We start from the raw sequence: 21,493 nt of genomic DNA, 5'->3' as shown, positions 1-21,493 counted from the left end.
CTTGGACACCGACCCCGGCATAACGGCCGCACCCGTGGAGAGCCCGGTGCGTCGAGACACGCACGCCGGGTTCGGCGAGCGGTCCGGGGAAACGGAACCGGGGCAACCCGGCCACCGCGCCCCGGACCGACTCAACCGGATGACATCGTTGATTCCTGCCCCACCCGTCACATTCGGGCACTTTTGATCCGCGCGGGCCTAGTTGATCCGCGCGGGCAGGCGAGCCGCGGGGCTAGTTGATCCGCGCGGGCAGGCGAGCCGCGGGGACCGGGCCAGGCCGGCGCCCGCGGGGCCGACCGGGTGCGGCCGGGCCGCTCAGGTGAGCAGCAGCTGGGCCAGGGTGTAGATCACCAGGCCGGCCAGGGCGCCGACGACGGTGCCGTTGATGCGGATGAACTGCAGGTCGCGGCCGACCTGGAGTTCGATCTTGCGGCTGGTCGCCTCACCGTCCCACCGCGCGATGGTGTCGTCGATGATCCCGGTGATGTTCCGGGCGTGGTTGCGGGCGATGTAGCCGGCCACATCGGCGACCCAGCCGTCGACCTTGGCGGTCAGCTCGGGATCGTCCTGCAGCCGGCGACCGAAGCCGATCAGCCCGTCGGTGATCGACCGGCGCAGCGGGGAGTCCGGGTCCTCGGCGGCGCGCAGCAGCGAGTCCTTGATCGACTGCCAGAAGCCGGTCGCCAGCGTCCGCACCTCGGCGTTGCCGACGACCTGATCCTTGATCGCCTCGGCCCGGGCGATCGTCGCGTCGTCGTGCTGCAGGTCCTGGGCGAACTCGGCCAGGAAGACGTCCAGCGAGAGCCGCAGCTGGTGCTGGGGGTCGTCCTTGACCGCGCGGGCGAAGTTCAGCACCTCGTTGTAGATCCGGTCGGCGACAATGTCGTCCAGGAAGCGGGGCGACCACGACGGCGACCGCTGGGACACCACCCGGGAGACCGCGGTGTAGTTGTCCCGGATCCACTCGTAGCAGCGGTCGGCGATCATGTCGACCAGCGGGCGGTGGTCGCCGCGGGCGAAGACGTCCGCCGCGATGCGGCCCAGCGGCGGGCCGATCTTCGTCTCGTCGATCTTGCGCCGGGCCATCTTCTCGAACAGGTCGGCGACCTGGTCGTCGGACAGCACGTTGCTGATGCCCCGCACCGCGGAGGCGAGCTCGGCCGTGACCCGCTTGGCCGACTCGGGCCGGGCCAGGAATTCTCCGGCCCGCTGGGCCACCGAGAACCCGGCCAGCTTCTCCCGGACGACGTCCTCGGACAGGAAGTTGGTGGCCACGAACTCCGACAGCGACGTGCCGATGGCGTCCTTGCGGGTCGGGATGATCGCGGTGTGCGGGATCGGCAGCCCCAGGGGCCGCCGGAACAGCGCGGTGACGGCGAACCAGTCGGCCAGCGCCCCGACCATGCCGGCCTCGGCCATCGCCCGGACGTACCCCAGCCAGGGGTAGCGGTCCTCCAGCGTGAACGCGATGACGAAGACGACGGCCATCAGCACCAGCGCGCCGGTGGCGATCGCCTTCATCTTCCGCAGCCCGCGCCGCTTGATCTCGTCCGACGCGCTGAGCACCTGATCGGCCGGCGTGGCGGGGACCCGGCCGGCGGACGGCGGGCGCGGCCGGCCGGGCGGGCTCGTCGGGGCCGGTCCGGTCGACGTGGATTCGGTGGTGCTCATGACGGTCATTGTTCCCCGCTCGCCGCGCACGACCCGGCCGGCCGGGCGGCGCGGGCGCCGATCCGGGAGGCCGCGGCCGGATCGGGACCGGCGAGCGGTAGGAATAGAGCCATGACGGTCGCTCCGCAGCCCGCCCGGACCAGCCGCTGGGCCGATCCCCTGGTGGACCGGCTGCGGCCGTACACGACGACGATCTTCGCCGAGATGTCCGCGCTGGCCCTGCGCACCGGGGCGATCAACCTCGGCCAGGGCTTCCCGGACACGGACGGGCCGCCGTCCGTGCTGGCGGCCGCCCGGCAGGCCATCGCCGACGGGGTCAACCAGTACCCGCCCGGGCCGGGCATCCCGGAGCTGCGGCAGGCCATCGCGCTGGCCCGGGAGCGGGACCACGGGCAGGTCTTCGACCCGGACACCGAGGTGCTGGTGACCGTCGGGGCGACCGAGGCGCTGGCCGCGGCGGTCCTCGGCCTGGTCGGGCCGGGTGACGATGTCCTGCTGATCGAGCCGCACTACGACTCCTACCCGCCCATCGTGGCGATGGCCGGTGCCCGGCACCGGTCGGTCCCGCTGCGCCCGGACGGCTCCGGCCGGTTCGGGCTCGACGTCGACGAGGTCGCCGCCGCGATCACCCCGGCGACCCGGATGCTGATCGTCAATTCCCCGCACAACCCGACCGGCACCGTGCTCGACGCGGACGAGCTGGCCGGCCTGGCCCGGCTCGCCGTCGAGCACGACCTGGTGGTGCTGACCGACGAGGTCTACGAGTACCTGGTCTTCGACGGGGTGCCGCACCGTCCGCTGGCCACGTTCGACGGGATGGCCGGGCGCACCGTCACCATCTCCAGCGCCGGCAAGACGTTCAGCACCACCGGCTGGAAGATCGGCTGGGCGTGCGGACCGGCACCCCTGATCGCCGCCGTGCGGGCGGCCAAGCAGTTCCTCACCTACGTCGGCGGCGCCCCGTTCCAGCCGGCCGTGGCCCACGCGCTGCGCCACGAGATGGCCTGGGTGGCCGGGCTGCGGGACGGCCTGCAGAGCAAGCGGGACCGGCTCTGCGCCGGGCTCGCCGCGGCCGGCTTCGGCGTGCTGCGTCCGCAGGGCACCTACTTCGTGATGACCGACATCCGGCCGCTGGGGGCGACCGACGGCATGCGCTTCTGCCTCGACCTGCCCGCCCGGGCGGGGGTGGTGGCCATCCCGGACGAGGTGTTCCACGACGATCCGGCCGACGGCAAGCCGTTCGTCCGGTTCGCGTTCTGCAAGCGGGACGAGGTCATCGACGAGGCGGTCCGACGATTGGCGGGGATGGCATGACGGCCCAGCGGCACACCGAGCATCCGGCGACGGCCGGCCCGACGGAGAGGGCGAACCGAGCCACGGCCGATCGGGTGGCGTCCCTGCTGACCCGGGCGCCGGTGTTCGACGGGCACAACGACCTGGCCTGGGCGCTGCGCCGGCAGGTCGCCTACGACCTGGACCGGCGCGACATCGCGCGCCATCAGCCCACCCTGCACACCGACATCGCCCGGCTGCGGGCCGGCGGCGTGGGCGCCCAGTTCTTCTCGGTCTACGTGCCGGGCACGTTGACCGGTGGGGCGGCGGTGACCGCGACCCTGGAGCAGATCGACTGCGTCGCCCGGATCGTCGCCCGGTACCCGGACACCTTCGTCGCTGCCCGTACCGCGGACGACGTCCGGCGGGCCATCGCCGCGGGCCGGATCGCCGCACTGCTGGGAGCCGAGGGCGGCCACAGCATCGACTGCTCGCTGGGCGTGCTGCGGATGCTGCGCCGGCTGGGCGTGGCCTACATGACGTTGACCCACAACCAGAACGTGCCGTGGGCCGACTCGGCGACCGACGCCCCGGCGGTGGGCGGCCTGACCGACTTCGGCCGCGACGTGGTCCGGGAGATGAACCGCATCGGCATGCTGGTCGACCTGTCGCACGTCGCGCCCACCACGATGCACGCCGCGCTGGACGTCTCCGCCGCTCCGGTGATCTTCTCCCACTCGTCGTGCCGGGCCCTGGTCGACCATCCCCGCGACGTCCCGGACGAGGTGCTGGCCCGGCTGGCCGGCAACGGCGGGGTGCAGATGGTGACGTTCGTGCCGCACTTCGTGTCCCAGGCCTGCGCCGACCACGACGCCGCCGAGGATGCCCGCCGGCACGAGCTGGGCCTGGACCGGGTGACGGTCTACACCGAGCACGCCGGCGAGCATCTGGACCCGCAAGCGGTCGCCGAGCTGGAGCGCTGGCGGGCCGCCCACCCGGCGCCGGTCGCCACCCTCGCCCAGGTCGCCGACCACGTCGAGCACGCCCGCGAGGTCGCCGGACCGGCCCACATCGGGCTGGGCGGCGACTACGACGGGGTGGAGTGCCTGCCGGCCGGCCTGGAGGACGTCGCGGGTTATCCGGCGCTGCTGGCCGAACTCGCCGACCGGGGCTGGTCGGATGCCGACCTGGCCGCCCTGACCAGCGGGAATATCCTGCGGGCGCTCCAGGTCGCGCAGGACGTGGCCGAACCCGGCTTCGGCGTCTGAGCGGGCCTGAGCGGGCCTGACCGGGCCGAGGCGACTCAGCGGCCGACTCAGCGGCCGACGGTGGTCCGCATCGTCAGCTGCTGGCCGTCGGCGGCGAGGTCGAGGGTGACCCGGACCGATCCGAGGTCGGCGAGCGCGGTCACGTGGGTGCCCCCGCACGGGATGCGGGCGATGCCGTCGGGCAGCTCACAGACCCACTCCCGCCGGTCGGTCAGCGCCGGGCCGGCCGTCTCCACCCGCACCGCACCGCCGGCGGCGACCCACCCGGCCAGGGTCGCGTCGACGGCGGCCGCCACGGCGGGCAGCTCGTCGGCCAGCCCGGCCGGGTCGAAACCGCTGCGTCGCAGGCTCCGGCCCAGCCGGTACTCGTCGACCGATCCGAACGGCTCGATCCGGGACGTCACGATCGCCGTCCCGTCGAAGTCGGGCCGGCCCAGACCGTCCGGCCGCGGCGTCTTGCGCCACCGGCCGGCCAGCGCGGCGTTGAGGGCCAGCGCGGCCAGGTGGCAGCCGGTGTGCCCGGCCGACAGCGCGGCGCGGTGGCCGGCGTCGACGGTCAGCGTGACCTCGTCGCCGGCGACCACCTCGAGCGTCGCCGCGGCCAGGACGTGCACGACGACGAACGACCAGCCGGGTTCGCCGCGCCGCACCGGGATCTCGGATCCGACGAACAGGGCATGGCCGTCGGTCGCTCCGATCACGCAGTCCAGCACCGGGGCGCGGCGGTCGCCGTGCGCGAGAATGCCGCGGTCCGGACCCTGGTCCGGCCACCCGGGGTCGACCGGATGGAACGGGGTGCGGTCGGTGACGACCAGGAGCCGGTCCTCGCGGCCGCCCGGGGCCGCGTCGGGGCCGGTGCTCGGGCCGGCCCCGGTGGTGGCGCCCGTGTCCGGGCTGGGCCGGAGGGTGGCGGACCGGACGGTCGCCCGTTCCACCAGGGAGCCGCCGGGAAAGGTCACCAGGGTGGGCGTCATGCCGGTCATTGTCCGGGGGCCGGCCAGGTCCGCCGGACGGCGGCCTTGCTCCCGGTGACCAGGCTGCGGGCCGGCACGTCGTCGGTCACCACCGCACCGGCGGCGATCACCGCGTCCCGGCCGATCCGCACCCCCGGCAGGATCGTCGCGCCGGCCCCGATCCAGACGTTCTCCTCGACGTCGATGGGGCCGCCGGTCAGCCAGACCCGGCGGTCGTCGGTGTCGACCGGGTGGCCGACGGTGATGAACGTGACCCGCGGCGCGACCAGGACCCGCGGGGCCAGCCGGATGCCGGCGTAGTCCAGGAACGTGCAGTTCTGGTTGACGAAGACCCCGTCGGCCAGGTGCAGGTTGAGCCCGTGGTCGGTGAAGAACGGCGGGTAGATCGTCACCCCGGGCGCCAGCGGGCGGCCCAGGATCTGCTCGAACAGCCGGGCCTTGCCGGCCTCGTCGTCGAACGGCAGCACGTTCAGGCGGGAGGTCAGCGCAGTGGCCCGCAGCACCCGGTCCGCCATCGCCCGGAACTCGGGGCCGTGGATCCGCATCAAGAGGTCGCCCGGCATCCCGCGATCCTCCGCCACGGGGGCGACCGCCGGCGCGGCGTTCGGCAGGGTGTCGGCCCGCGGGGCGGGTTACCGTCGGGGCTCGCGGCCCGGTGACCGGGGCCGGAACAGGAGACGACCGATGCGCATCGCGATGGCCAACGACCACGCCGGATATCCGATGAAGATGCAGATCAAGGACTGGCTCGTCGGCCAGGGGCACGAGGTGGTCGACCTCGGCACCCACGACGAGGCGGCCTGCGACCTGCCGGACTTCGTTCTGCCCGCGGCGCTGAGCCTGGGCCGCGGCGAGGTGGACCGGGCGATCCTGGTCGACGGGGTCGGGTACGGCAGCGCGATGATCGCCAACAAGGTGCGCGGCGTGTTCGCCGCCGTCTGCCAGGACCCGTTCTGCGCGGAGCTGGCCCGGTCGCACTCGAACACCAACGCGCTGTGCCTGGGCGGCAAGATCATCGGCCCGGTGCTGGCGATGGAGATCGTCCGGGTCTGGATGACGACCGGTTGGCTGGGCGAGCCGGGCGCGCCCGGCGGCGACGAGAAGTACCGGCGCCGGGTGGAGAAGGTCGCCGCCATCGACGCGCGCGGGCTGCGCGAGCTGACCGATCCGCAGGTCGTGGCGGGGGCGCCGAGCTGAGCCGCGGCCGGCCGTTCACCCGGACCCGCCTCGGGCCGGGCACCGGCTGCCCGGCCGGCGCGCCGGTCCGGGCGGCGCCCGGGCCGGTGCGCGCGTCGACGCTCGGGTCGCCCGTCCGGTCGCCGGCCCGGCGGGCGCGGCAGGCGGCGACGACGGGGCTCGCCGTTCTCGGCCTGCTGGCCGCCTGCACCGCTGCGCCGGCCGCCGAACCCGCTTCTGCGCTCTCCGGTGCCTCGCGCGGGGGCGGGAGCGCGGCGCCGGCCGCCGCCTCGCCGGGGATCGCCGGATCACCGCCGGCCGCATCCGCACCGACGTCGCCGGCCCGCTCCGTCGTGCCCGATGCGCCGGCGGCCTCGTCCCCAGCGGCCCCGACGGCCACCCCGCCGGCGGAGCCCGCCCCGACCGCCGCGTCCGCCCCGGGCGGTGGGCCGGCGGGGTTCACCGCCACGGTCACCGTCATCGACGACGCGACGGCGGCCCGGATGAACAGCAGCTGGCGGGCCGGCTGCCCGGTGCCGCTGTCCGACCTGCGCCGGCTCACGCTGACCTACCGCGGCTTCGACGGGGCCGATCACACCGGGGAACTGGTCGTCGCCGCCGCCGTCGCCGAGGACGTGGTGGCGATCTTCCGGCAGCTGTACGCGCAGAGCTACCCGATCGCCTCGATGCGGCTGGTGGACGACTTCGGTGGTGACGACGACGCGTCGATGGCGGCGAACAACACCTCGGCGTTCAACTGCCGGCCGGTCACCGGGGGCGGCGGCTTCTCCGAGCACTCGTACGGCACCGCGATCGATGTGAACCCGGTGCAGAACCCGTACGTCGACGGGTCGACCGTGCTGCCGCCGGCCGGCCGCGCGGCGCTCGACCGGCCGGACGCGCCGGGCGTGATCCACGACGGCGACCCGGTCGTGCTGGCCTTCGCCGCCCACGGCTTCGCCTGGGGTGGCGACTGGCGATCACCGATCGACTACCAGCACTTCTCGGTCTCGGGCCGGTGACCGGCCCGGCCCGGCCGGGCCGCGGGAGCCGGCCGAGACCGCGCCACCGGGAGCGGAAGCGGCCGGACGGTCGTTCAGCACACCCCTAGCGAACCATCCGGCGGCGGGAGCCGCGCTGGCTGCGGGCCATGCTCGTGGTCTCGATGAACGCGACGAACCCGCCCGCCGCGATGATCATGCCCGGCACCATCAGCACGAGCTTGCCCCAGCCGCCGGCGATGTCCGGGGTGGCCCCGATCAGCGTCATCGACGCCCCGACCGCGATCGCGAGCACCGCGACCGACCGGATCATCCAGTCGCGCCGGGTCGCGCCGTCCGCCTTCACCGGGGCGGCCGGGGCCGGCTGCGCGTAGCGCTTCTTCTTCGAGGTCACCGGCTCAGTATCCCGACCCGACGGCGTTCCGCGGGAGCGCGATCCACTCACCGGAACGACGATCGGGCCAGAATGGGCCCCATGCAGCTTCCGGTGATGCCGCCCGTCGCGCCCATGCTGGCCAAATCCGTGCCCGACATCCCGACCGGTGAGCTGTCCTACGAACCGAAGTGGGACGGCTTCCGGTCGATCGTCTACCGGGACGGCGACGAGGTCGAGATCGGCTCCCGCAACGAGAAGCCGATGACCCGGTACTTTCCCGAGCTGGTGGAGGCGATCAAGGCGAACCTGCCGGACCGCTGCGTGGTGGACGGCGAGATCGTGGTGGTCGTCGGGGACCGGCTGGAGTTCGAGGTGCTGCAGCAGCGCATTCACCCGGCGGCCAGCCGCATCCGCCTGCTGTCGACCCAGACCCCGGCGAGTTTCATCGGATTCGACCTGCTGGCCCTGGGCGACGAGGATTTCACCGGCCGCCCGTTCGAGCAGCGGCGGGCCGCGCTCGAGGAGGCGCTCGCGGCGGCGCAGGCGCCGATCCACCTGACGCCGGCGACCCGCGACCCGGCGCTGGCGGCCGAGTGGTTCGACCAGTTCGAGGGCGCCGGCCTGGACGGGGTGGTCGCCAAGCCGCTGGCCGGCACTTACCAACCGGACAAACGGACGATGTTCAAGATCAAGCATCAGCGCACCGCGGACTGCGTCGTCGCCGGCTACCGGGTGCACAAGAGCGGCCCGGAGAGCATCGGCTCGCTGCTGCTCGGCCTGTACGACGACGGCGGCAACCTCGCCTCGGTCGGGGTGATCGGCGCGTTCCCGGCCGCGCGCCGCGCCGCCCTGTTCACCGAACTGCAGCCGCTGGTGACGACGTTCGACGACCACCCGTGGAACTGGGCCAAGCCGGACGACGCCGCCGCCCGGACCCCGCGCAGCTCCGAGTACAGCCGCTGGAACGTCGGCAAGGACCTCTCGTTCGTGCCGCTGCGCCCGGAACGGGTGGTCGAGGTGCGGTACGAGCACATGGAGGGCACCCGGTTCCGGCACACCGCCCAGTTCAACCGGTGGCGGCCGGACCGGGACCCGCGATCCTGCACGTACGCGCAGCTCGACGAGCCGGTCAAGTACGACCTGGCCGACGTCCTGGGCACCTGACCGGCATCCCGGGTCGATCGGTGCCCGAGGCGCACCAGGCACCCGGGGGCCCTGTGCCCGGGGCCGACCGGCGCCCTTTCAGGGATCGGCCCCGAGAAGGCCGACCGGGCCGGTCCCCCCGGCCGGCTCCGGCCCGAACAGTTCCCGCGGCATCGGCTCGTCGACGGCTTCGATGGTCATCGTCCATCCGCCCGAGCGACTGCTCCCTCCAATTTCGGTGAGCTGGACGAGCACCCCCGTCTGCCGGTCGAGTCGGATCCGCCAGGACGAGGGGCGACCGAGGTCGCCCCGTTCCCAACCCTCGCGGATCAGCTGGGCGGTCGCCTCGGACCCGTCGAGCACGGGACAGCAGGAGCAGCGGGCGGCATACGCCGCCGTGGTGACGACCTCCGCCTCCCAGGCGAGGCGACCGGCGTGCTCGACCACCCGCGGGCCGTCGATGACCACGATCGGCGGCCGGTCGGGCGACCAGTCGCCGCCCGGCAGGCCGTCTTCGTCGCGTTCGACGCCGTCGGCCAACTCGAACGGATGCACCATGGCCACCCACCGGTAGGTGGTCAGCATCGGGTCGTCGAACCGGAAGGGGCCGATCCAGTCCGCGGGTCGGCGGGCCACCAGACCGTCCGGCCGCAGCTGCGGCCCGCCGGTGATCTCGGGCATGCCCTGGTCGGCCGGCGGCCCCCACCCGGCCGTGATCAACCGGCCGTCGAGCTGTTCGGCGCGCAGCCCGTGCGGCCGGCTCACCCAGGCCCGGAGCCGATCGATGCCGTAGGGCTCAGTGGTCGGCGTCCGGAGGGTGAACCGCAGCGTGCGCCACAGCCACGGCGACGACCGGGCCAACGCCCGGACATCCTCGGCGGTCGGGGCGCCCCCGGGCGCGCCCGGATCCGGACCCGATGCCGTCATGGGCCGTCCACCCGCCGCCCCAGATGAGCGGCGAGCCGGTCAAGGGCCGGCGCATCGTCCGGCACCGGCTGCGGCGGCGCGAACGGGAACGCGGACCGGTCGGCCCCGGGCGGCAGCTGCCGCAGGGTGAAGTCCAGCGCCGCTCGGGCCGGACCGTCGGCGAACGGCGGTCGCTGGCCGGTCGACCGGGCCAGATCCCAACCGTGGACGAGGGTCTCGGTGAGCCGCAGACCGGCCAGGCCGGCCCCGGGCATCTCGCCCAGCGGGGACCGGAAGGTGCGGCCGAGCACGCCGGGCGCGCGGAAGGCCTCGAGCAGCCCGTCCGCACTCGACCGCCAGTCCGTCTCCGGATCGGTCCCGGCGGGGTCCCGGTCCCGCCCGGCGCGAATGTCGCCCTGGGGCGGCCCGGGCTGCCCGGTCAGGATGCCGGCGAACGCCCGGTTGCCGAACACCACGTGATCGACCAGGGCCCGCACGTCCCACTCGGGGCAGGTCGACGGCGCGGTCCACTGGTCCGGCCGCACCCCGGCGACCAGCTCGCCCATCCCGTCCAGGGCCTGGTGCAACGCCGCCACCACCCGCAGCTCGGTCTCTTGCATCGTCGCTCCCCCTCCGTCCGCGCCGTCGAACCGGCGTCCGCGCCGTCGAACCGGACCGTACGCCGGCCGTCCGACAGTCCCGTGGGGCCGACCGGCCCGGTCCCGGCCCGGTGGTGACGCTTTCCCTACTCGCCCAACGGCGCCGCGTGCCGGTGCCAGCCGACCTGCCGCGGCCGCCCGGGCAACGCGATGCGGCCGTTGGCCCAGAGCAGCGCCGCCCAGGGGTCGGAGTCACGCGGCGCGCCCGGGAACAGGCGTCGCAGCACCGCCCCGGCGAGCACCTCCGACGGCTCGTACTCCAGCCCCAGCCCGCGCGCCGCATCGCTGGTGTGCACCAGGATCTCGTCGCAGGCCATGGCGGCGAACCCGGTGCTGTCGGCGGCCCCGTCGGGATGGAACCCCCGCTGACCCGGGGTCACGCCGTCGACCACGTGACCGAGGACGGCGCCGAACGTGCCGACCGTCTCGATCAGTGCGGCCGGCGCCTCGGCCGGGCGGACCCGCAGGTCCATCGTGGACAGTTCGCGGGGCCCGCCGGCGAGGTCGGTCGCGTACCAGAGCAGGGTGTCCCCGACGTGCGCGACCACCTCGCGCACGGACCACGTCATCTCCGGGATGGGCCGATCCCAGTCCAGGTCCAGCGTCCGCTGCAGGAAGGCCGCACTGGATCGGATGGCCTGGTCGATGCTGGTGCCGTCCACCCCGGCATTCTCGACCATCGCGCTCGACCATCGCCGGGCGGGCGGCCCGCTCTATCCTGGGCGCCGGGCGCCCGACCGCCGGCGGGCACCGACTCGTCGGGGGGCCGCATGGGCGAGCGGGAGGGTGCGACCGTCCCGGAGAACCGCCGGTCGGCGCTGCTCCGCGCGGCCGGCGATCGTGGCCGCCGGGTGCACAAGAGCACCGCCTTCGACGTGACGGTCGGGATCGGCCTGGTCACCTACGGGTTCGTCTACCTGCTGATCGCCGGTATCGCCTTCCGCCTCGCGACCACCGGCCGGCACGGCAGCGATTCGGAGTACTCGGCCCTCGACGCGATGGCACAGACCGAGATCGGCGAGGTGGTCCTGTGGATCACGGCGTTCGGTCTCGGCGCGCTCGTGCTGTGGCAGATCTTCGAGATGGTGTGGCGGCGCGATCCGGACGAGAAGCCGATCGGCCGGGCGTTCGGCCGGACCGGCTCGTTGTTCAGTGCCGTCGGTTACCTGGCCCTGGGGATCAGCGCGGTCCGGGTGGCCGTGGAGGGCCGGGCCGCCCGGGAAGGACGGGACGTCACCCACGACTCCACCGCGCTGGAGGACGCGCTGGTGCGCATCGCGGTGGTCGTGGCCGGCATCGTGCTGCTCGTGCTGGCGGTGCGGTCGGTCTACCGCGGGCTCCGGCGCCGCTTCGTCGGCGACCTGCGGGACGGCACGCCGCGCCCGGTGATCGCCCTCGGCCAGGCCGGCTACGTCGGCAAGGGCGTCACCTACGCCATCATCGGCGGGCTGATGATCTGGACGGCGATCGACGGCCGGACCGGTCCGCCCGGCCTGCAGACCGTCTTCCGCATGCTCAACCTGTCCCCGGCGGGCGGCACGCTGCTGTTCCTCAAGGGCATCGGGCTCACGCTCTTCGGGGCGTACTGCTTCGCCTGGGCCGCGCACCGGCGCCGCTGACGCCCGGCCGGAGCGCCGGCCCGGCGCCCGGCCGGATCGGCGCGTGCGGCCCGCTACTTCTCGATCCGGTTGCCCTGCTCGTCCCAGTGGTCGGCGACCTTCTTGCTCGGCTGCACCCGCGGCGGCTCGCCGGGCTGCTTGGGATAGTCCGGCGGCCAGTTCAACTCGCCGCCGGGCAGGTTCGCCCACAGGTCCAGCAACGGCTCCAGCGAATAGGCCTGCTCGTCCATGTCCGCCCAGGGGTCGCCGTCGGCGGCGTAGTCGGGCACGGTCAGCAGGTTGAAGTCGCGGGGATCGCGGACGTCGGCCAACCCGGCCCAGGACATCGGCGTGCTGACCGGGGCGCCGGGGCGGGCCCGCAGGCTCCACGCGCCGGCGATCGTCCGGTCGCGCAGGTTCTGGTTGTAGTCCAGGAACAGCCGCGTGCCGCGTTCCTCCTTCCACCAGGCCGTGGTCACCCCGCCGTCGCGCCGTTCGAGTTCGCGGCCCAGGCCGATCGCGGCGTGCCGGACCTCGTCGAACGACCACCGCGGCTGGATCCGCACGTAGATGTGCACGCCGCGGTTCCCGCTGGTCTTGGGGTATCCCCGCAGGCCGAGTTCGGCCAGCAGTTCCCGGGTCACGTCGGCCACCCGTTGCGCGTCGGCGAACGAGGTGCCCGGCTGCGGGTCCAGGTCGATGCGCAACTCGTCCGGGTGATCGACGTCGGGCCGCCGGACCGGCCACGGGTGGAAGGTCAGCGCGCCCATCTGCGCGGCCCAGACCAGCGCGGCCGGCTCGGTCGGGCAGAGCTCGTCGGCCGGGCGGCCGCTGGGGAAGGTGATCCGCACCGTCTCGACGAAGTCGGGCGCCCCTTTGGGCAGCCGCTTCTGGTAGAAGCCGTCGGCGTCCCGGTCCTGCGGTCCGACGGCCAGGCGCATGCCTTCCCGCCAGCCGTCGGGCCAGCGCTCCATCGCGGTCGGCCGGAGGCCGATGCTGCGCATCATGACCGGGCCGACGGTGGCGACGTACTGACAGACCGCCAGCTTCGTGACGGCCGGCGTCCGGTCCGTCGCCTCGTACACCACGCGGTCCGGGCTCGACACCCGCACCTCGCGGCCGTCCACGGCGACCGTCGTCGCCGGCGGTTTCGGCATGGCGCCACCCTTCCGGTCGGTGGCCGGCCCCGCCGGACGCATCGCGGAGCGTCCGCCGACCGGCTGGTCGCAACGTACCCGGCGGGTCGGACGGTGGCCCGTTCCGGCGGGGTCGGCGCCGGGCGGCGCATCCCGGCCCACGGCGCCGGGACCCTTCACCGGCCCGTAAGGAATGCCGGGAACGACCACCCTGGACCCGGTGTTGGACCAGGCATGACAATCAACCGCATGAAGTCCGACCCCGGCAAGGTGTACGACGTCAGCAAGTCCGACGACCAGTGGCGCGCGGAGCTGTCCCCGCAGGAGTATCAGGTGCTCCGGCAGGCCGGCACCGAGCGTCCCTTCTCCAGCCCCTACGAGACCGACACGACCGTCGGCGTGTACCGGTGCCGCGGCTGTGGCACCGAGCTGTTCCGCAGCGAGCACAAGTTCGACGCGCACTGCGGCTGGCCGGCGTTCTACACGCCGCTGGCGCAGGACCGGGTGGAGTTGCTGGAGGACCGGTCGCACTTCAGTGTCCGCACCGAGGTGCGCTGCGCGACCTGCGGCTCGCACCTGGGCCACGTGTTCAGCGGGGAGGGCTTCCCCACCCCCACCAACGACCGCTACTGCATCAACGGCGTGTCGCTGACCCTCGAGCCGACCGCCGACTGAGCGGCCGGGTGAGCCCGGCCGCGGGCCCCGGGCCGGGCCCGCCAGCCCGTCCAGCAGCCGATCCACCGCCCAGCGGAACTGGTCGGTGGTCACCCAGGCCGCGGCGACCTCATGGGTCGACGCGGACAGCGGCCACTGCGCCGGATCCAGAAACTCCAGCGCCGCGCGGCGGGCCGCCACCCGCTCGGCCTCCGCGGGCAGCGGCGGGCGCCCGTCGGTCTCGGCCACCTCGAGGGCGACGAACCCGACCACCTGGACGATCAGTGCATAGGCGCCGCGGGCGGCGTCCGGGAGGTCCAGTCCGCCGTCGCGCAGCGCCGCGATCAGCCGCTCGCCGATCAGCAGGGCCGCCGGCCCGTCCATCGGCGCCGACATCATCAGCGTCGCCACCGGCGGGTGGCGGTGCAGGCCCGCGCGCAACGACCGGGCGTAGGCCGTGATGCGCTCGCGCCACCGCCCGGCCGGCCCGGCCAGCAGGTCCGGCTCGCTCGCGCCGAGCACCCGTTCGACGACCTCCCGTTCCAGGGCGTCACGGCTGGCCACGTAGGTGTAGACCGCGTTCGGGTTGACCCCGAGACGGGCCGCGACCGCGCGGATGGACAGGGCGGCCGCCCCGCCCTCGTCGAGCGCCGCCAGCGCCGCGTCCACCACCTGATCGTGGCTCAGGCTCCGCCGCGGCCCCGGCCGCCGCCGGTTCGCCTCGCCGTCCTGCGCCATTGCGGTCGTCCCTCCGTCACCCGGTACGCGGTCCATCCTCGCCGCCGTCCGGAACCCCCTTGACGCCGCCCCGGCTCCGCTTTAATGTACGCCGTACAGAATTTGTACGCCGTACAGAAACGGAGCCCTCCATGGCCTCGACCACCCGTCCCGTCGCCCGTCCCACCGCCCGTCCCGCCACTGGTTCCGTCGCCCGTTCGGCGCGTCCGGCCACCGGCCCCACCTCTGCCCTCCTGGTGGCCGGGGCGGTCCTGGTCAATGTCGCGTTCCTCGGGCTGGGCACCGCCTTCGACTACCCCGACGTGCTCAACCAGCCCGCCGTCGACGTGCTGATCAGGTTCCACGCGAACCAGGTGCTCATCGGGTCCCTGTTCCTGCTGCTGGCCGCCGGGGCCGCGCTCCTGGCCCCGATCGCGGTCGCGATGTCGCGGCTGGGTGCCGGGCCGGCCCTGAGGGCCTCGCGCATCGTGGGCATCACCGCGGCCGCGGTCCAGGTGGCCGGCCTCCTGCGCTGGCCGCTGGTGGTCCCGTTCCTGGCCGGGGATGCACCCACCGCGTCGGCCGCCCGGAGCTTCCAGACGCTGAACCTGGTGCTCGGCACGGCCATCGGGGAGACCATCGGGTACGCGCTCACCGCGGTCTGGACGGTGCTGGTCTGCCTCGGGCTGCGCCGCGCCGTGCTGGGCCGGGCGTTGGCCGGGATCGGGCTGGTGGCCGCCGCGCTCATCGCGGTCGGCACCGTGGAGCCGCTGATCCCGATCGCGGGGCTGGCCAACTTCGTCGGCTACGTGGTGTGGAGCGCCTGGCTGGTCGCTGTCGCCGTGGTGCTGCTGCGGCGCCGAACCGTCTGACCGGCCGGTGGATCGGGCCGGTACCCCCCGACCGGCCGCTTCGTCGGTGCGACCCGACAGGCAGGATGCGTGTATGGCCCCCGACGACACCTACACCCACGGTCACCACCCGAGCGTGCTGCAGTCGCACAGCAGGCGGACCGTGGAGAACTCGGCGGCGTACCTGATCCCGTACCTGACGCCCGGCCGGACGGTGCTGGACATCGGGTGCGGCCCCGGCACGATCACCGAGGGGCTGGCCGCACGGGTGGCGCCGGGGACGGTGCTCGGGATGGATCGGGCCGCCGGGCCGCTCGCCGCGGCGGAAGGGCGGGCCCGCGAGCTGGGATTGGCCAACCTGACCTACCGGACGGGCGACGTCTACGCGATCGACCTGCCCGACGACGCCGTCGACGTCGTGCACGCGCACCAGGTGTTGCAGCATCTGACGGATCCGATCGCGGCCCTGGTCGAGATGCGGCGGGTGTGCCGGCCCGGCGGCGTGGTCGCGGTGCGCGACGCCGACTACGCGGCGATGACGTGGTACCCGCAGCTTCCGGCGCTGGACCGGTGGCTGGAGCTCTACCGTGCGGTGGCCCGGCACAACGGCGCCGAGCCCGACGCCGGTCGCCGGCTCACCTCCTGGGTGCTCGATGCCGGGTTCACGGTGCTGACCTGCACCGCGTCGGCCTGGTGCTTCGCCTCGGCCGACGAGCGCGACTGGTGGGCCGGCACCTGGGCGCAACGGGTCACCGAGTCCGCCCTGGCCGAGCAGGCGGTGGGCGCCGGCCTCAGCACCCCCGCCGAACTGGCCGAACTGGCCGCGGGGTGGCGAGCCTGGGCCCGGCAGACCGGCGCCTGGTTCGCCGTGCTCAACGCGGAAGTGGTCGCCGTCGCCTGATCGACGGCCCGTCCCACCGGCACCCGCGACCGGCACCGGCACCGTGCCGCCACCCCGGGACCCGTGGACGGCACCCCCACCGTCCACGCGGCGCCGACGGTGATGGTGGAGGTGCCGCCAGCGCCACGCCCGTGCGGCGATGCCTGCGGCCATCGCTCTCCCGGCGCCGGACCGACCCGGCGACAGCGACGCGGACCTGCGCGTGCGGTCCGACGGGCCCGGCCCCGGCCCTCGCCCGGCTCAGACCCGGCCCCGTGCACCGCACCCAGCTCGGATCCGGCTCGGCCCGCGCCGTCGGGTCAGCGGTAGCCGGTCGGCCGGCGGAATTCGCGGTAGGCCGGGTTGGCGCCGAGCGGCCGCTGGGGCCGGCCGTTGTCGGTCGGGGTGGGTCCGGGCTGGCAGGTGGGGCAGTAGAACGCCGGACGCCGCTTGTCCGGCGGCCCGATCTCGGCCACCCGCAGGGTTCCGCCACAGCGCTGGCACGGCCGGCCGGACCGGCCGTGTACGTAGGTCTGCATCCCCCGCCGCGGATTGCCGGTGGTGCTGGGCACCGCCTGGGCCGCCCCCCGCAGCAGCTGCCGCCGCGCCGTGGTCAGCAGGCCGGGCAGGTCCACCTGATCGACCGGAGTCCACGGCGAGACCCGCTGCACGAAAAGGGCTTCGGCCATGTACATGGTGCCGATGCCGGCGACCGTCGTCTGATCCAGCAGCGCCGCGCCGACCTCGCGGCGCGGGTCGATCAGCAGCCGCGGCACCGCCCGCTCGACGTCGAAATCGTCGGCCATGATGTCGGGCCCGAGGTGTCCGATGAGATCCCGCTCCGCGGCCGTCGGGATCAGATCGAGCAGCCCCAACCAGGTACCCACCGCGGTCCACTCGGCGCCACCCAGGACGGCGCGCACGCTCGCCCGGCCCGGCGAGGGCCAGGGCTCGGCGTCGCGGGCGTGCACGTACCACCGGCCCTCCATCCGCAGGTGCGAGCGCAGGGTCAGCGCCTCGTCCGGCACCGTCGGCCGCCGGGCCCGCGCCGGCGCGCTCCCGGCGGACTCGGCCGGGGCGATCCGGGTGAGGATGTGCTTGCCGTAGGCGACGACCTCGCTGACGGTGCGGCCGGCCAGATCGGCGTCCCCGAGGGACGGCCAGCGCAACTCGGCCCGGACCAGCGCCCGGCCGGCCAACGCCTGGTGCAACCGCCGGGCGGTCCGCAGGACGGTGTCACCCTCGGGCATGGCACCCGCCCCCCGGACGCGAGCCGCGGACGCCGTGCGTCAGCCGCCCCGGGCCGGCCTCGGGAGCGGGCTCGAGAACGAGACCGGGAGCCGGCTCGAAATCGGGATCGTGAGGGCCCGCGAGAACGGGCCCGGACCATCCCCTGAACGACCTGCGGCATCCGGCCCCCGCCCAGCGCCGCACACCGTTCGGCCGATGGCCGCTCGGTCGAATCTCTGCCGCTCCGGCCACCTCCCGCACGGTGTCCTTCCCCGTGACCACACCCAGCGGGACCACACCCAGCGCAGCCACCCCCCGCGCGACCACGCCCCGCACAGCCACCCCCCGCGCAGCCACGCCCCGCAGGACCACCCCCCGCGAGACCACCCCTCGCCGGGCCACCGCCCTTCCATCCACCCCCGGCGCGCACACCCCTCGCGAGGCCGCCCCCCGCATCCCACCGGCCGGGTGCCGACCGGCTCCCCCGGGCACCCGCATCACCGGCCGGCCAGCGATCCGGCCGCGCCGGAACTGCGGAGCCGCAGGCCGCGCGGCGTCACGCTGAACCCGGCGTCGGTGAGCGCCTGCACGGCCGGTCCCCGATCGGCCATGGTGTCGACCCCGTCGATCTTGGTGACGGTCATCGCGGCGATCCGACCCGACCGGACGCGCTCGGCCAGCGCCCGCGCCGCCGCGGCGAGCATCTCGGGGTCGCCGGTGAAGCTGAGCATGGTCCGGCCGCCGCGCTCGGCGAACAGGGCCGGAGCGCCGTCGACCAGCACGGTCAGCGCGCCGGCCCGCCGGGTCGGCCGGTGCGAGTCCGTCCCCGCGGCCACCGGTTCGGGCCAGTCGAGGGCGGCTCCGTAGGGGTTCGCCGGGTCCGCGGCGGCCAGCACGACGGCCGCGCCGGCATTCCCCTCGTCGTCCCGGTCCGGCGGCCGGGCGAACCCCCGCACCCGGTCGACGGCCCCGGCGGTCGCGAACTGGGCGGCCCCGAGCCCTTCGACGAAGTACCCGCGGCGGATCCGGCCCGTTTCCTCCATCGCCGACAGCACCCGGTACACCGCGGCGAAGCCACCGGGTACACCCTCGGCCGCGACCGCCCCGCGGGTCACCACCCCGTGCCGATCCAGCAGCACCTCGGCCGCGGCGTGCGTGCGCACGGTCGAGTCACCCTCGAGGTCGGGCACCAGCGACCAGCGCCCGACGACCGACGGCGGGGCGCCGCGGCGCACGCCGCCGGCGCCGTTCGCCCCGGCCCGCAATTGCCCGGACAGGGCTGCCAGCCCGGACGGCCCGCGCATCCGTAGCCTCGGCGGGGCCGCCTTCGGTTTGTGGGTGGTCCGGCCGCCGGTCAGCCGGCCCCGCAGCGGGGCCAGGGTGTCGGATGCGACGAGCCCGGCGAACACCAGCTCCCACAACGCGTCCGCGACCTGCGTGTCGGTCACCGTGATGCCCGCCGCGTGCGCCGTCTCGACCAACTGCCGGAAGAAGAAGCCGCCCCCGCTCACCAGGACCTCCAGCAGGGCGCGGTGCAGTTCGCCGTCCGGCACCACCGCGTCCGCCGCGGGGAGCGGGATGGTCAGGGCGGCCGATTCGGCCGGATGCAGGGCGACCCAGCCGTCGTCGCCGGCCAGCGCGCCGTGCCCGGTCCAGATGACCTCGCCGGCGGCCATCACCTCGTCCAGCAGGGCCGGCCGGTAGTCGGCGACGCGCGCCGGCAGCACCAGCGACTCCAGCGCCGACGCCGGCACGACGGCGCCGGCGAGCTGCTCGACCGCCCGCAGCACCCCGTCGACGCCGCGCAGCCCGCGGGCGCCGCCCCGGCCGGTCGCGATGCCGTTCCAGGCGGGCAGGAACCGGGCCAGCGCCTGCTTGTCGACCGGCTCGACCTCGGCCCGCAACGCGGCCAGCGACCGGCGTCGCAGCAGCCGCAGCACCTCGGCGTCGACGAACTCCGGGCCCGCCTCCCCGCCGGGCGACCCGCCCGCCGCGCCGGACCCGAGCGGCCGGAACTCGCCCTCGGCCAGCCGGCCGGACGACACCTGCCGGCGCAGGGCGTCGGTCACCACCGCCACGCCCAGGCCGAACCGCACCGCCGCCTCGGCGGCCAGGAAAGGGCCGTGAGTGCGGGCGTACCGGCGCAACAGCCGGCCCAGCGGATCCTGCACCGGTTCGAGCAGCGATTCGGCCACACCGGTCGGCAGCGGGGTGCCCAGGGCGTCCCGCAGCATGGCGGCGTCGGTCGGGTCGGCCCACTGCGGGTTCCCGGCGATGCGCACCGCGATGATCCGGCGGGCGGCGACCAGCCCGTCGAGGGCGGCGGCCAGATCGGGCACCGTCGAGCGCAGGTCGATCTCCGCGGTCGACAGCGGGCCGAGGATCCGCAGCAGGTCGGCGATCTCGTCGGGGTTGCGGGCGCGGCGCTCCTCGGCCAGGCGCTGCAGTTCGGCCTCCACCGAGGCCACCGCGTCCGGGTCCAGCAGGTCCCGCAGGGCCAGCCCGTCGCCGTGCCCGAGCAGTTCGGCCAGCAGGGTCGGGTCGACGGTCAGCGCCGCGGCCCGCCGCTCGGCCAGCGGCGAGTCGCCCTCGTAGAGGAACTGCGCGACGTAACCGAACAGCAGGGACGAGGCGAACGGCGATGGGGACGCGGTCGTCACCTCGACGATCCGCACCGTGCGGGCCTGGATCTCGCGCAGCAGTGCGGTGAGGGAGGGCACGTCGAAGACGTCGGACAGGCACTCCCGGACGGCCTCCGCGACGATCGGGAACGAGGGGTAGGCCGACGCGACCTCGAGCAACTGGGCGGCCCGCTGCCGCTGCTGCCACAGCGGCTGGCGCGTGCCGATCTGCCGCCGCGGCAGCAGCAGGGCCCGGGCCGCGCACTCGCGGAACCGGGACGCGAACACCGCGGCCCCGCCGATCTCGGCGGTGATCTCGGCCTCGACGGTCTGCGGGTCCAGGGCCAGGAACTCGGCGAAGTCGGGCGGGCCGTCCTCGTACTCGACGTCGGGCAGCCGCAGCACGATGCCGTCGTCGGCGTGCATGGCGGCCACGTCGACCCCGTACCGCTCGCGCATCCGCGCGCCGACGACCAACGCCCAGGGCGCGTGCACCGCGGCTCCGTAAGGAGAGTGCAGAACGATCCGCCAATCCCCCAGCTCGTCCCGGAACCGCTCCACCACCAGCGTCTTCTCGTCCGGGACGACGCCGGTCGCGGCCTTCTGCTCGGCCAGGTAGGCCAGCAGGTTGGACCGCGCGAACTCGTCCAGGCCGGCGGTGGTCAGCCGCTCCCGGGCCGCGGCATCCGGGACGGACACCAGGTCGCGGACGAACTCGCCGTGCGCGCGGCCCAGCTCGGCCGGGCGGCCCAGGGTGTCGCCCTTCCAGAACGGCAGCCGCCCGGGCAGGCCCGGCGCGGGGAGCACCAGCACCTGGTCGCGGGTGATGTCGACGATCCGCCAGGAACTCGACCCCAGCGCGAACACGTCGCCGACCCGGGATTCGTAGACCATTTCCTCGTCGAGCTCGCCCACCCGCCGGCCGGCCCCGCCCGGGCCGCCCTCGGTCGCCAGGAAGACCCCGAACAACCCGCGGTCGGGGATGGTGCCGCCGGAGGTGAGGGCCCGCTTCTGCGCGCCGGGCCGGCCGGTCAGCAGGCCGGTGGTGCGGTCCCAGGTCCGGCGCGGCCGCAGCTCGGCGAACTGCTCGCTCGGATAGCGACCGGAGAGCATGTCCAGGACGGACTCCAGCGCTCCCCGGCCCAACCCGGCGAACGGCGCGGACCGGCGCAGCAGGGCCAGCACGTCGTCGACGGTGATCGGGTCCATCGCGCAGAGGGCGACGATCTGCTGGGCGGCGATGTCGAGCGGGTTGGCGATGGTCGACAGCGACTCGATCGCCCCGACCTGCATCCGGCCGGCGACCACGGCCGCCGAGATCAGGTCGCCCCGGAACTTGGGGAACATGACGCCGTGGCTC

Annotated in this window: 19 protein-coding genes and 1 pseudogene; 9 read left to right on the top strand and 11 right to left on the bottom strand. The window is 74.7% G+C overall.

The annotated features are described in order from the left end of the window. Positions 1-315 precede the first annotated feature (315 nt). Positions 316-1,671, bottom strand: coding sequence for a DUF445 domain-containing protein (locus ACOJUF_RS16495; RefSeq protein ID WP_420122913.1), 1,356 nt, complete (start codon positions 1,669-1,671; stop codon positions 316-318). A 111-nt stretch (positions 1,672-1,782) separates the two neighbouring features. Between ACOJUF_RS16495 and ACOJUF_RS16490 the strand changes: the two genes are divergently transcribed. Together ACOJUF_RS16490 and ACOJUF_RS16485 are read left to right on the top strand one after the other, a co-directional pair. Then, a complete protein-coding gene (locus ACOJUF_RS16490) occupies positions 1,783-2,985 on the top strand; it encodes a pyridoxal phosphate-dependent aminotransferase (protein ID WP_420122912.1) in 1,203 nt (400 codons plus the stop codon). Then, positions 2,982-4,211, top strand: a complete 1,230-nt coding sequence (locus ACOJUF_RS16485) for a dipeptidase (RefSeq protein WP_420122911.1) — start codon at positions 2,982-2,984, stop codon at positions 4,209-4,211. Before ACOJUF_RS16490 ends, ACOJUF_RS16485 begins: the two co-directional genes overlap by 4 nt. Before the next feature lie 47 nt (positions 4,212-4,258). Here ACOJUF_RS16485 and ACOJUF_RS16480 read toward each other — a convergent pair whose 3' ends face one another. Together ACOJUF_RS16480 and ACOJUF_RS16475 are read right to left on the bottom strand one after the other, a co-directional pair. Next, positions 4,259-5,185 carry a metal-dependent hydrolase gene (locus ACOJUF_RS16480; protein ID WP_420122910.1) on the bottom strand — a complete coding sequence of 309 codons (927 nt, stop codon included), beginning with the start codon at positions 5,183-5,185 and terminating at the stop codon, positions 4,259-4,261. Positions 5,186-5,190: 5 nt separating this feature from the next. After that, on the bottom strand, positions 5,191-5,748 hold the full coding sequence (locus tag ACOJUF_RS16475) for a sugar O-acetyltransferase (protein ID WP_420122909.1): 558 nt from the start codon (positions 5,746-5,748) through the stop codon (positions 5,191-5,193). A 121-nt stretch (positions 5,749-5,869) separates the two neighbouring features. On the opposite strand from ACOJUF_RS16475, the gene ACOJUF_RS16470 reads away from it, so the two are divergent. Further along, a complete protein-coding gene (locus ACOJUF_RS16470) occupies positions 5,870-6,382 on the top strand; it encodes an RpiB/LacA/LacB family sugar-phosphate isomerase (protein ID WP_420122908.1) in 513 nt (170 codons plus the stop codon). 86 nt (positions 6,383-6,468) lie between these two features. After that, positions 6,469-7,383 carry a M15 family metallopeptidase gene (locus ACOJUF_RS16465; protein WP_420122907.1) on the top strand — a complete coding sequence of 305 codons (915 nt, stop codon included), beginning with the start codon at positions 6,469-6,471 and terminating at the stop codon, positions 7,381-7,383. A gap of 85 nt (positions 7,384-7,468) precedes the next feature. Here the strand turns inward: ACOJUF_RS16465 and ACOJUF_RS16460 are convergent, their stop codons facing one another. Continuing rightward, complete coding sequence (locus ACOJUF_RS16460; RefSeq protein WP_420122906.1) at positions 7,469-7,756, bottom strand: hypothetical protein; 288 nt, start codon at positions 7,754-7,756, stop codon at positions 7,469-7,471. An 81-nt stretch (positions 7,757-7,837) separates the two neighbouring features. Here ACOJUF_RS16460 and ACOJUF_RS16455 point away from each other — a divergent pair, with 81 nt between their 5' ends. Continuing rightward, on the top strand, positions 7,838-8,902 hold the full coding sequence (locus tag ACOJUF_RS16455; RefSeq protein WP_420122905.1) for an ATP-dependent DNA ligase: 1,065 nt from the start codon (positions 7,838-7,840) through the stop codon (positions 8,900-8,902). A 78-nt stretch (positions 8,903-8,980) separates the two neighbouring features. Here the strand turns inward: ACOJUF_RS16455 and ACOJUF_RS16450 are convergent, their stop codons facing one another. From ACOJUF_RS16450 to ACOJUF_RS16440, 3 genes are all read right to left on the bottom strand, one after another. Continuing rightward, positions 8,981-9,808, bottom strand: coding sequence for a hypothetical protein (locus tag ACOJUF_RS16450; RefSeq protein WP_420122904.1), 828 nt, complete (start codon positions 9,806-9,808; stop codon positions 8,981-8,983). Beyond that, positions 9,805-10,407: a TIGR03086 family metal-binding protein gene (locus ACOJUF_RS16445; RefSeq protein ID WP_420122903.1), complete on the bottom strand. Its 603-nt coding sequence runs from the start codon at positions 10,405-10,407 to the stop codon at positions 9,805-9,807. Before ACOJUF_RS16445 ends, ACOJUF_RS16450 begins: the two co-directional genes overlap by 4 nt. A gap of 125 nt (positions 10,408-10,532) precedes the next feature. Continuing rightward, on the bottom strand, positions 10,533-11,126 hold the full coding sequence (locus ACOJUF_RS16440; RefSeq protein ID WP_420122902.1) for a maleylpyruvate isomerase N-terminal domain-containing protein: 594 nt from the start codon (positions 11,124-11,126) through the stop codon (positions 10,533-10,535). A gap of 90 nt (positions 11,127-11,216) precedes the next feature. Here ACOJUF_RS16440 and ACOJUF_RS16435 point away from each other — a divergent pair, with 90 nt between their 5' ends. Beyond that, positions 11,217-12,065 (top strand): DUF1206 domain-containing protein, encoded by an 849-nt coding sequence (locus ACOJUF_RS16435; RefSeq protein WP_420122901.1) that lies wholly within the window; start codon positions 11,217-11,219, stop codon positions 12,063-12,065. Between the two features lie 53 nt (positions 12,066-12,118). Here the strand turns inward: ACOJUF_RS16435 and ACOJUF_RS16430 are convergent, their stop codons facing one another. After that, on the bottom strand, positions 12,119-13,201 hold the full coding sequence (locus tag ACOJUF_RS16430) for a DNA polymerase domain-containing protein (protein WP_420122915.1): 1,083 nt from the start codon (positions 13,199-13,201) through the stop codon (positions 12,119-12,121). Positions 13,202-13,429: 228 nt separating this feature from the next. On the opposite strand from ACOJUF_RS16430, the gene msrB reads away from it, so the two are divergent. Beyond that, on the top strand, positions 13,430-13,855 hold the full coding sequence (msrB, locus tag ACOJUF_RS16425; protein WP_420122914.1) for a peptide-methionine (R)-S-oxide reductase MsrB: 426 nt from the start codon (positions 13,430-13,432) through the stop codon (positions 13,853-13,855). Positions 13,856-13,906: 51 nt separating this feature from the next. Here msrB and ACOJUF_RS16420 read toward each other — a convergent pair. Further along, a pseudogene (locus tag ACOJUF_RS16420) lies at positions 13,907-14,572 on the bottom strand (TetR/AcrR family transcriptional regulator); the annotation flags it as partial. A gap of 131 nt (positions 14,573-14,703) precedes the next feature. On the opposite strand from ACOJUF_RS16420, the gene ACOJUF_RS16415 reads away from it, so the two are divergent. Then, positions 14,704-15,423, top strand: a complete 720-nt coding sequence (locus tag ACOJUF_RS16415; protein ID WP_420122900.1) for a DUF4386 family protein — start codon at positions 14,704-14,706, stop codon at positions 15,421-15,423. A 73-nt stretch (positions 15,424-15,496) separates the two neighbouring features. Further along, the gene (locus tag ACOJUF_RS16410; RefSeq protein ID WP_420122899.1) at positions 15,497-16,303 is read left to right on the top strand and encodes a methyltransferase domain-containing protein; all 807 of its coding nucleotides are present in this window, start codon (positions 15,497-15,499) and stop codon (positions 16,301-16,303) included. A gap of 299 nt (positions 16,304-16,602) precedes the next feature. Here the strand turns inward: ACOJUF_RS16410 and ACOJUF_RS16405 are convergent, their stop codons facing one another. Then, positions 16,603-17,532 (bottom strand): DNA-formamidopyrimidine glycosylase family protein, encoded by a 930-nt coding sequence (locus tag ACOJUF_RS16405; protein WP_420122898.1) that lies wholly within the window; start codon positions 17,530-17,532, stop codon positions 16,603-16,605. A 477-nt stretch (positions 17,533-18,009) separates the two neighbouring features. After that, positions 18,010-21,493, bottom strand: a 3,484-nt coding sequence (locus ACOJUF_RS16400) for an Lhr family helicase (RefSeq protein WP_420122897.1), incomplete at its 5' end; no start/stop codon positions are given.

The sequence above is a fragment of the Nakamurella sp. genome, assembly GCF_048594475.1.
Classification (GTDB): domain Bacteria; phylum Actinomycetota; class Actinomycetes; order Mycobacteriales; family Nakamurellaceae; genus Nakamurella.
Note: the sequence above shows the minus strand (reverse complement) of the source record. Positions and strands in the feature narration are given on the sequence as shown.

Coding starts and splice junctions, on each gene's coding strand:
- ACOJUF_RS16495 (WP_420122913.1), bottom strand. CDS start 1,671: ATGAGCACCACCGAATCCACGTCGACCGGACCGGCCCCGACGAGCCCG.
- ACOJUF_RS16490 (WP_420122912.1), top strand. CDS start 1,783: ATGACGGTCGCTCCGCAGCCCGCCCGGACCAGCCGCTGGGCCGATCCC.
- ACOJUF_RS16485 (WP_420122911.1), top strand. CDS start 2,982: ATGACGGCCCAGCGGCACACCGAGCATCCGGCGACGGCCGGCCCGACG.
- ACOJUF_RS16480 (WP_420122910.1), bottom strand. CDS start 5,185: ATGACGCCCACCCTGGTGACCTTTCCCGGCGGCTCCCTGGTGGAACGG.
- ACOJUF_RS16475 (WP_420122909.1), bottom strand. CDS start 5,748: ATGCCGGGCGACCTCTTGATGCGGATCCACGGCCCCGAGTTCCGGGCG.
- ACOJUF_RS16470 (WP_420122908.1), top strand. CDS start 5,870: ATGCGCATCGCGATGGCCAACGACCACGCCGGATATCCGATGAAGATG.
- ACOJUF_RS16455 (WP_420122905.1), top strand. CDS start 7,838: ATGCAGCTTCCGGTGATGCCGCCCGTCGCGCCCATGCTGGCCAAATCC.
- ACOJUF_RS16450 (WP_420122904.1), bottom strand. CDS start 9,808: ATGACGGCATCGGGTCCGGATCCGGGCGCGCCCGGGGGCGCCCCGACC.
- ACOJUF_RS16445 (WP_420122903.1), bottom strand. CDS start 10,407: ATGCAAGAGACCGAGCTGCGGGTGGTGGCGGCGTTGCACCAGGCCCTG.
- ACOJUF_RS16440 (WP_420122902.1), bottom strand. CDS start 11,126: ATGGTCGAGAATGCCGGGGTGGACGGCACCAGCATCGACCAGGCCATC.
- ACOJUF_RS16435 (WP_420122901.1), top strand. CDS start 11,217: ATGGGCGAGCGGGAGGGTGCGACCGTCCCGGAGAACCGCCGGTCGGCG.
- ACOJUF_RS16430 (WP_420122915.1), bottom strand. CDS start 13,201: ATGCCGAAACCGCCGGCGACGACGGTCGCCGTGGACGGCCGCGAGGTG.
- msrB (WP_420122914.1), top strand. CDS start 13,430: ATGAAGTCCGACCCCGGCAAGGTGTACGACGTCAGCAAGTCCGACGAC.
- ACOJUF_RS16415 (WP_420122900.1), top strand. CDS start 14,704: ATGGCCTCGACCACCCGTCCCGTCGCCCGTCCCACCGCCCGTCCCGCC.
- ACOJUF_RS16410 (WP_420122899.1), top strand. CDS start 15,497: ATGGCCCCCGACGACACCTACACCCACGGTCACCACCCGAGCGTGCTG.
- ACOJUF_RS16405 (WP_420122898.1), bottom strand. CDS start 17,532: ATGCCCGAGGGTGACACCGTCCTGCGGACCGCCCGGCGGTTGCACCAG.